This is a genomic window from Streptomyces sp. LS1784 (assembly GCF_020103755.1).
GTDB lineage: Bacteria > Actinomycetota > Actinomycetes > Streptomycetales > Streptomycetaceae > Kitasatospora.
In genome coordinates, this window is the sequence record NZ_JAHSQD010000366.1 from 1 (window position 1) to 8,484 (window position 8,484).

Genomic DNA, 8,484 nt, shown 5'->3' on the forward strand with positions numbered 1-8,484 from the left:
CCGGCCTGCGCGCCTGCGCCGCCTGGCCGGACGCCCCCCGCCCGGTGCTGGCCGACGACCTGCTGCCGGAGCGGGCGCTGGCCGGCGATCAGGCCGCACGCCGTCAGCTGGTGGAGGAGATCTACACACCGCTGGACGAGGCCGGCTCCGCCCTGCTGGAGACGCTGAGCGTCTACCTGGAGCAGGCCTCCTCGCTGGAGGGCGCGGCCCGGATGCTCTTCGTCCACCCCAACACGGTGCGCTACCGGCTGCGACGTGTGACTGACGTCACGGGGTACGCCCCCTCCGACGTGCGTTCGGCGTTCACCCTGCGGATCGCACTGGCCCTCGGCCGACTGGACGCCGTCGGCGAGCCCGGCTGAACCGGAGTGTAGGGACCATACAATCCCGGATGGTTTTCTTCGTTACCGTCGCCTACCCGCCCCTGGGCGCCTGGCGAGAGAGGGTTGAACCGTGCTCGTAATCGTCGCCCCTGGACAGGGTGCCCAGTCCCCCGGTTTCCTCAGCTCCTGGCTGGAGCTCGACGGCGTCGCCGACCGCCTGCGCGGCTGGTCGGAGGTCGCCGGGCTCGACCTGGTGCACGCCGGTACCGAGGCGTCCGCCGAGGAGATCAAGGACACCGCCGTCGCCCAGCCGCTGCTGGTCGCCGCCGGTCTGGTGACCGCCCGGGAGCTGTTCCCGGACGAGGACGCCGCCCGCAAGCTGGTCGGCGCCGTGGCCGGCCACAGCGTCGGTGAGATCACCGCCGCCGCCGGCGCCGGGGTGCTCACCGCCCACGACGCGCTGACCTTCGTGCGCGAGCGCGGCCGGGCCATGGCCGAGGCCGCCGCCGTCACCGAGACCGGCATGCTCGCCGTGCTCGGCGGCGAGCCGGAGGAGGTCGCGGCGAAGCTCGCCGAGCACGGCCTGACCGCGGCCAACAACAACGGCGGCGGCCAGATCGTCGCCGCGGGCACGCTGGCCCAGCTGGAGGCGCTGAAGGCGGACCCGCCGGCCCGCGCCAAGCTGATCGCCCTCAAGGTGGCCGGCGCCTTCCACACCGAGCACATGGCTCCGGGCGTCGAGCGGCTGGCTGCGCTGGCCCCGACCCTGACCGCGGCCGATCCGCAGGTCCGCTACGTCTCCAACAGGGACGGCGCGGTCGTGGACTCCGGCGCCGAGGTGCTGGCGCGACTGGTGTCGCAGGTCTCCAACCCGGTCCGCTGGGACCTCTGCATGGAGACCCTCGGACAGCTGGGCGCGACGGCGGTGATCGAGCTGTCCCCCGCGGGCACTCTCACCGGACTGCTCAAGCGCAACCTCAAGGGTGTGGCCACGCTCGCCCTCAAGACCCCCGCCGATCTGGACAAGGCCCGCGAGCTCGTCGCGGAGCACGGCGGTCAGGAGCAGGAGACCCAGGTATGACCAAGCCCCAGATCCGTCCGGTGAGCGGCGCGCAGTACTCGCGCATCCTCGGTGTCGGCGGCTACCGTCCGGTCCGGGTGATCCCCAACTCCGAGGTCCTGGAGTGGATCGACTCCTCGGACGAGTGGATCCGCACCCGCAGCGGGATCGCCGAGCGCCGCTGGGCCGGCCCGGACGAGTCCGTCGCCGAGATGTCCGTCCAGGCGGCCGGCAAGGCCATCGCCCAGGCCGGGATCGCCCCCGAGCAGATCGGCGGCGTGATCGTCTCGACCGTCTCGCACCTCAAGCAGACCCCCGCGATCGCCACCGAGATCTCCGAGCGGCTCGGCTGCGGCAACGCCCCGGCCTTCGACATCTCGGCCGCCTGCGCCGGCTTCGGCTACGGCCTGGGCCTGGCCGACGGCATGATCCGCGGCGGCAACGCCGAGTACGTGCTGGTCATCGGCGTCGAGCGGCTCAGCGACCTGACCGACCAGTCGGACCGCTCCACCGCCTTCATCTTCGGCGACGGCGCCGGCGCCGCGATCGTCGGCCCGTCCGACACGCCCGGTATCGGCAAGCTGATCTGGGGCTCTGACGGCTCGCAGGCCGACCTCATCACCCAGACCGAGGCCTGGGACACCGCCTTCGCCAAGTCCGACGCGATCAACGGCGCGGGCGAGGAGACCAGGTGGCCGGCCCTGCGGATGGACGGCCAGCCGGTCTTCCGCTGGGCGGTGTGGGAAATGGCGAAGGTGGCCCAGCAGGCGCTGGACGCCGCCGGGATCACCGCCGACCAGCTCGGTGCGTTCATCCCCCACCAGGCCAACATGCGGATCACGGATGCCATGATCAAGGCGCTCAAGCTGCCGGATTCGGTGCCCGTCGCCCGCGACATCGCCGAGACCGGCAACACCTCCGCGGCCTCCATCCCCCTGGCGATGGAGCGCATGCTGGAGAGCGGTGAGGCCCACAGCGGGGACCTGGCCCTGATCATCGGGTTCGGGGCGGGTCTCGTGTACGCCGCGGCAGTCGTTACTCTCCCCTAGGCGCATTCGCCCAATCCACCAGCCTGTGTCCGGCCGCCGGCCGGACACGCTCAACACCGAAGAGGAGCGGCCAGTATGGCTACCCAGGAAGAGGTCCTGGAAGGTCTCGCCGAGATCGTCAACGAGATCGCCGGCATCCCGACCGAGGACGTCCAGCTCGACAAGTCCTTCACCGACGACCTGGACGTCGACTCGCTGTCCATGGTCGAGGTCGTCGTGGCCGCCGAGGAGCGCTTCGACGTCAAGATCCCGGACGACGAGGTCAAGAACCTGAAGACCGTCGGCGACGCGGTGAACTACATCCTCAACGCCTGAGCGATCGACTCGTTCGACTCGGCCAGCCCGGCCGGCGTCCCGTACGCCGGCGAAGGCTGACCGGTCGGCCGGGCTCGTGGAGCCTGGCCGACCCCACCGGCCGGGACGCCCTCACCAGGGCGCCCGGCCGGGCCCGTCTTCGGCACGCCGCCGACCCCCGCACACGTGAGAGAAGAAGAAACCAGTGACCGCTGAAAACCGCACCGTGGTCGTCACGGGTATCGGCGCCTTCACGCCGCTGGGCGCCGACGCCGCCACCACCTGGGAGAGCCTCCTCGCCGGTAGGTCCGGTGTGTCGGCCCTGACCGAGGAGTGGGCCGAGGACCTGCCCGTCAAGATCGCGGCGAAGACCGCCGTCGAGCCGGGCGAGATCCTGCCCCGGCCGCTGGCCCGCAAGCTGGACCGCTCGGCCCAGTTCGCGCTGATCGCCGCCCGCGAGGCCTGGGCCGACGCAGGCTTCGAGACCCCCGCCACCGACGCGTCCTCCAAGCTCGCCCCCGAGCGCCTGGGCACCGTCATCGCCTCCGGCATCGGCGGCGTGACCACCCTCCTCGACCAGTACGACGTGCTGAAGGAGAAGGGCGCCCGCAAGGTCTCCCCGCACACCGTCCCGATGCTGATGCCCAACTCCCCGGCGGCCAACGTCGGTCTGGAGGTCGGCGCCCGCGCGGGTGTGCACACCCCCGTCTCCGCCTGCGCCTCCGGCGCCGAGGCGATCGGCTACGCGATCGAGATGATCCGCACCGGCCGCGCCGACGTCGTGGTGGCCGGCGGCACCGAGGCGGCGATCCACCCGCTGCCGATCGCCGCGTTCGCCAACATGATGGCGATGTCCAAGAACAACGACGAGCCCCAGCGCGCCTCCCGCCCGTACGACAAGGCCCGCGACGGCTTCGTGCTGGGCGAGGGCGCCGGTGTGGTCGTGCTGGAGTCGGTCGAGCACGCCGAGGCGCGCGGCGCCCGGATCTACTGCGAGGCCGTGGGCCAGGGCCTGTCCTCGGACGCCCACCACATCGCCCAGCCCGAGCCGACCGGCGCCGGCGTGGCCCGCGCGCTGGCCGACCTGTTCGAGCGCAACGAGCTGGACAAGGCCGAGATCGTGCACGTCAACGCGCACGCCACCTCGACCCCGCAGGGCGACACCGCCGAGCTGAAGGCGCTGCGCAAGGAGCTGGGCGACGACCTCGACCACATCGCCGTCTCGGCCACCAAGTCGATGACCGGCCACCTGCTGGGCGGCGCCGGCGGCGTCGAGACCGTCGCCACCGTGCTGGCCCTGCACCACCGGATCGCCCCGCCGACCATCAACGTGGACGAGCTGGACGACGACGTGGACGCCGACATCGTCCGCGACGAGAGCCGCAAGCTGCCCGAGGGCCCGATCGCCGCGCTGAACAACTCGTTCGGCTTCGGCGGCCACAACGTGGTGCTGGCCTTCCGCACCCGCTGACGCCCACGACGAAGGGGCCGGCGCTCTCCGCGAGCGCCGGCCCCTTCGTCGTACCTGTCGGGCCTCCTCCGGGGGCGGCCTCAGACCACCTGGTGCAGCCAGCGCACCGGCGCGCCCTCGCCCGCGTACCGGAACGGCTCCAGCTCGTCGTCCCAGGGCTTGCCGAGCAGCCGGGCGATCTCGGCCTCCAGGTCGGCCCCCTCGCTGCGGGCGCGCAGCAGGACGGCGCGCAGCCGGTCCTCGGGGATCAGGATGTCGCCGTGGATGCCCGTGACGGCGTGGAAGATGCCGAGCGAGGGCGTGCTGCTGTACCGCTCCCCCTCCGCCGTGGCGCAGGGCTCGCTGGTCACCTCGTACCGCATCAGCTGCCACCCGCGCAGCGCGGAGGCGAGCTTCGAAGCCGTACCGGGCTCCCCCTGCCAGGAGAGCTCGGCACGCCAATGCCCGGGTGCGGCCGGCTGGCGGATCCAGTCCAGGCTCACCCGCACACCGAGCACCCCCGCGACGGCCCACTCGACGTGCGGGCACAGCGCGCGGGGCGCGGAGTGGATGTACAGAACTCCACGTGTCGTCACCGGGACCTCCAGGCTGTGGACGAGGGTCGCCTTCCCCAGCTGCCTCGTGCCTGCAGTTGACCCGCAGTTACTCACGTTAGCCGACATTAAGCTACTAAATTGAGCAAAACGGACAGGCTTTCGCTCAATGCTAGTCGAATCCTCAACGAGGTCTACCCCTCGGCCGGATCTCTCCCCCGAACGGCCCCATCGCCGGCGGGACCACCGTACCGCGCGGCGCCGCAGGATGGATGACGCACTATCGGATCCGGCCGGAATACGGTAATGCGACCGGACCGCCCGCGCCCGGCCGCCAACCGTCCACGGCAAACCGCCCCGCCGCCCCGATCGGGGCGGCGGGGCGGTCGACTCCCTGACTGTGCGTCAGCCGCCCAGACGGACGACCATCTTGCCGGTGTTGACGCCGCGCAGCAGGTCGAGGAAGGCCCCGGCGGCGTTCTCGAAACCGTCCACCACGGTCTCCTCGGTGCGCAGTTCACCGGACGTCAGCCAGCCGCCCACCTCGGCGACGAACTGCGGCTGGAGCCCGGCGTGGTCGCGCACCAGCATGCCCTCCAGGCGCAGCCGCTTGCCGATGGCGAGCGCGAGGTTGCGCGGGGCGGCGGGCGCGGCGGTGTCGTTGTACTGGGCGATCGCACCGCAGAGCACCGCGCGGCCGTGCACGTTCAGCGCGCCGATCGCGGCTTCCAGGTGGTCGCCGCCGACGTTGTCGAAGTAGAGGTCGATGCCCTCCGGGGCGGCCTCGGCGAGCTGCCGGGCGACCGGGGCGTCCTTGTAGTTGAAGGCCGCGTCGAAGCCGTACTCGTCCACCAGCTTGGCCACCTTCTCCGCCGAGCCGGCCGAACCGACCACCAGCGAGGCGCCCTTGAGCCTGGCGATCTGGCCGACCAGCGAGCCGACGGCACCGGCCGCGCCGGAGACGAAGACCTTGTCGCCCTCCTTGAGGCCGCCGACGGCGAGCAGGCCGGCGTAGGCGGTCAGGCCGGGCATGCCGAGCACGCCGAGGTAGGCGGAGAGCGGGGCGGCGGCCGGGTCGACCTTGACCGCGTGCCCGGCGTTCAGGGTGGCGTACTCGCGCCAGCCGAGCCCGTGCAGCACCGCGTCGCCCGGGGCGAAGCCCTCGGCCTCGGAGGCGATGACATGGCCGACCGCGCCGCCGTCCATGGCCTGGCCCAGCTGGAACGGCGGGACGTACGACTTCACGTCGTTCATCCGGCCCCTCATGTACGGGTCCACCGAGAGGTAGGCGTTGCGGACCAGGATCTCGCCCGGGCCCGGGGTCCGGACCGGGGCCTCGACCAGGGCGAAGTCGGCCGGCACCGGCCAGCCCTGCGGGCGGGCGGCGAGGTGCCATTCACGGGCGGTCGCGGGGGCGGCGGCCTGCTCTGCCATCGGGGGCGCTCCTTGCGGTTCAGGTGCGGTTCAGGTGCGGTTCAGGTGCATGAAAAGTTGAGCAACTGAAGTAACGATGGGCATGAAAGGTTCATCTTGTCAACTTTTCAGGTAGACTCTCGACCATGGACACCCAGTCGATCCAGGACGCCACGCCGCAGCCCGACGAGATCACCCGCGAGGTCGTCGACCTGATGGCCAACCTGGTCGCGCTGTTCCACCGCGAGTACGAGGACGCCGCCGCCGCCCGCTCGCTCACCGGCGCCCAGGCCAAGGTGCTCGCCCTGCTGCGGCGCGGACCGATGCCGATGCGCCAGATCGCCCAGACGCTCAGCTGCGAGCCGTCCAACATCACCGGCATCGTCGACCGGCTCGAATCCCGCGGCTTCGTCACCCGCGAGGCCGACCGGCAGGACCGCCGGGTCAAGCTGGTCGCCGCCACCGACACCGGCTCGGCCGCCTCCGAGGAGCTGCGCGAGTCGCTGAACTTCGCGCGCGAGCCGCTGGCCGCGCTCGGCCCGGAGGAGCGCACCGCCCTGCGCGACCTGCTCCGGCGGATGCTCGCGGGAGCCTCCGGCCCGGGTGCGTGACCAGCATCACAGGCTCCGGGGGCTGCTCGTTGGCCCCGGGGGGGTAACCGAACCGCCTTCCGGAACGTCTAACGTTCGAACATCGAACGCGAGAAACCTGAAGACGGGGGGCACGGAGGATGAGCAGCAGCACGCGTCGGCGCCGCTACCTGCGGACCGCCATCGGCCTGGCCGCCGTACTGGTGCTGTCGGTCGTGGGCGCCGGAGCCTGGTTCTACCACCGGCTGGACAACAACATCACCACCTTCGACTCGGGCGGCGTCGCCACCGAGCGCCCGCCGGCCCCCGTCCCGGCCAGCCCGGGCGCCTCCGTCCCCGTCAACGTGCTGCTGCTCGGCTCGGACACCCGCGACGGGGGCAACGACTCCCTGGGCGGCGGTGACGAGGGCGTCGGCCACTCGGACACCGCGATCCTGGTGCACATCTACGCCGACCACAAGCACGCCGTCGGCGTCTCGATACCCCGCGACACCCTGGTCACCATCCCGTCCTGCAAGCTGCCGAACGGCACCTGGACGGCGCCGAAGACCGACCAGATGTTCAACTCCGCCTTCACCGTGGGCCTGGCCGAGAACGGCAATCCGGCCTGCACCCAGAACACCGTCGAAAAGCTCACCGGGCTGCGGATCGACCACACCGTCGTGGTCGACTTCAAGGGCGCGGCCGCGATGTCGGACGCCGTGGGCGGCGTGGAGGCCTGTGTGCCCAACGACGTCAACGAGTACGGCATCCACCTCAAGAAGGGCCTCCAGAAGCTCTCCGGGCAGTCCGCGGTGGACTACCTGCGGACCCGCCACGGCATCGGCGACAACTCCGACATAGGCCGGATGAAGCGCCAGCAGGCCTTCCTCTCCTCGATGATCAAGAAGGTGCAGAGCCAGGGCTTCTCGCTGCCCACCCTGCTGCCGCTGGCCGACGCGGCCACCAAGTCGCTCACCGTGGACGAGGGGCTGGGCACCGCGATGAAGCTGGTGGACTTCGCCCGCTCGGTCCAGGACATCAAGCTCTCCGACGTCTCCTTCGTCACCGCCCCCTGGCGGTTCGCCGGCGACCGGGTGCGGCTGGTCCAGCCGGACGCCGACACCCTCTGGAAGCTGCTGCGCGAGGACCGCACCCTGGACGGGCAGAGCACCATCGGGACGGGCCAGGTGACCTCCTCCCCCACCGCCGACCCCGCCGCTGCGACCGCCCCGCTCACCCCGGAGCAGGCCGCGACGCCGATCACCGTGGTCAACGGGACCGGCACGCCCGGCGTGGCCGGCTCCGGCGCCGAGGCGCTCAAGGCGCGCGGCTTCCAGAACATCACGCTCGGCGCCAACGCCCCAGGGCAGCGGGCCACCCGGGTCGCCTACGACCCCGCGCTGAAGGCCGCCGCCGACCAGGTCGCCGCGCTCTTCCCCGGCGCCAAGGTCATCGAGTCCCCCGGCTCGGAGGCGATCACCGTCACCATCGGCCCCGACGAGCGGACGGCGGCTACCCGGATCGACTCGGTGACCGCCCCGAGCCCGGCGCCCGGCGTCCCGGCCGGTGCCGCGGCGGGCAGCACCCCCGGTGCCACCCCGGGCGGCATCCCCACCGGCATAGCGGAGAACACCCGCAACGCCGACACCGACCCGTGCGCCGACCTGACCTTCGGCTGACCACCCGGCCCGCGGCCCGCGGCCGGCGGCCGGCGGCTGACCCACGGCCGACCGGCCGCTACTCCGGATCCGGCAGCCCGGTGACGACGG

9 protein-coding genes are annotated in these 8,484 nt (G+C 72.1%); 7 read left to right on the forward strand and 2 right to left on the reverse strand.

Annotation, left to right across the window (positions count from 1 at the left end; genetic code table 11):
- The 5 genes from KS423_RS31040 to fabF form a co-directional block, all read left to right on the forward strand.
- On the forward strand, window positions 1-362 hold a 362-nt coding region (locus tag KS423_RS31040; protein WP_049656697.1), incomplete at its 5' end, for a CdaR family transcriptional regulator.
- A gap of 91 nt (window positions 363-453) precedes the next feature.
- A complete protein-coding gene (locus KS423_RS31045; RefSeq protein ID WP_224283097.1) occupies window positions 454-1,404 on the forward strand; it encodes an ACP S-malonyltransferase in 951 nt (316 codons plus the stop codon).
- On the forward strand, window positions 1,401-2,432 hold the full coding sequence (locus KS423_RS31050; RefSeq protein WP_224283098.1) for a beta-ketoacyl-ACP synthase III: 1,032 nt from the start codon (window positions 1,401-1,403) through the stop codon (window positions 2,430-2,432). Before KS423_RS31045 ends, KS423_RS31050 begins: the two co-directional genes overlap by 4 nt.
- Window positions 2,433-2,507: 75 nt before the next feature.
- The gene (locus KS423_RS31055; RefSeq protein WP_224283099.1) at window positions 2,508-2,747 is read left to right on the forward strand and encodes an acyl carrier protein; all 240 of its coding nucleotides are present in this window, start codon (window positions 2,508-2,510) and stop codon (window positions 2,745-2,747) included.
- A gap of 184 nt (window positions 2,748-2,931) precedes the next feature.
- On the forward strand, window positions 2,932-4,197 hold the full coding sequence (fabF, locus tag KS423_RS31060) for a beta-ketoacyl-ACP synthase II (RefSeq protein ID WP_224283100.1): 1,266 nt from the start codon (window positions 2,932-2,934) through the stop codon (window positions 4,195-4,197).
- Between the two features lie 80 nt (window positions 4,198-4,277).
- Here the strand turns inward: fabF and KS423_RS31065 are convergent, their stop codons facing one another.
- Window positions 4,278-4,772, reverse strand: a complete 495-nt coding sequence (locus KS423_RS31065; RefSeq protein WP_188296478.1) for a DUF3145 domain-containing protein — start codon at window positions 4,770-4,772, stop codon at window positions 4,278-4,280.
- A gap of 363 nt (window positions 4,773-5,135) precedes the next feature.
- Window positions 5,136-6,164 carry an NADP-dependent oxidoreductase gene (locus tag KS423_RS31070; protein WP_224283101.1) on the reverse strand — a complete coding sequence of 343 codons (1,029 nt, stop codon included), beginning with the start codon at window positions 6,162-6,164 and terminating at the stop codon, window positions 5,136-5,138.
- Between the two features lie 125 nt (window positions 6,165-6,289).
- Here KS423_RS31070 and KS423_RS31075 point away from each other — a divergent pair, with 125 nt between their 5' ends.
- Together KS423_RS31075 and KS423_RS31080 are read left to right on the forward strand one after the other, a co-directional pair.
- Window positions 6,290-6,754: a MarR family winged helix-turn-helix transcriptional regulator gene (locus KS423_RS31075; RefSeq protein WP_224283102.1), complete on the forward strand. Its 465-nt coding sequence runs from the start codon at window positions 6,290-6,292 to the stop codon at window positions 6,752-6,754.
- A 119-nt stretch (window positions 6,755-6,873) separates the two neighbouring features.
- Window positions 6,874-8,394, forward strand: coding sequence for an LCP family protein (locus KS423_RS31080; protein ID WP_224283103.1), 1,521 nt, complete (start codon window positions 6,874-6,876; stop codon window positions 8,392-8,394).
- The last annotated feature ends 90 nt before the right edge of the window (window positions 8,395-8,484 follow it).

Coding starts and splice junctions, on each gene's coding strand:
- KS423_RS31050 (WP_224283098.1), top strand. CDS start 1,401: ATGACCAAGCCCCAGATCCGTCCGGTGAGCGGCGCGCAGTACTCGCGC.
- KS423_RS31055 (WP_224283099.1), top strand. CDS start 2,508: ATGGCTACCCAGGAAGAGGTCCTGGAAGGTCTCGCCGAGATCGTCAAC.
- KS423_RS31070 (WP_224283101.1), bottom strand. CDS start 6,164: ATGGCAGAGCAGGCCGCCGCCCCCGCGACCGCCCGTGAATGGCACCTC.
- KS423_RS31075 (WP_224283102.1), top strand. CDS start 6,290: ATGGACACCCAGTCGATCCAGGACGCCACGCCGCAGCCCGACGAGATC.
- KS423_RS31080 (WP_224283103.1), top strand. CDS start 6,874: ATGAGCAGCAGCACGCGTCGGCGCCGCTACCTGCGGACCGCCATCGGC.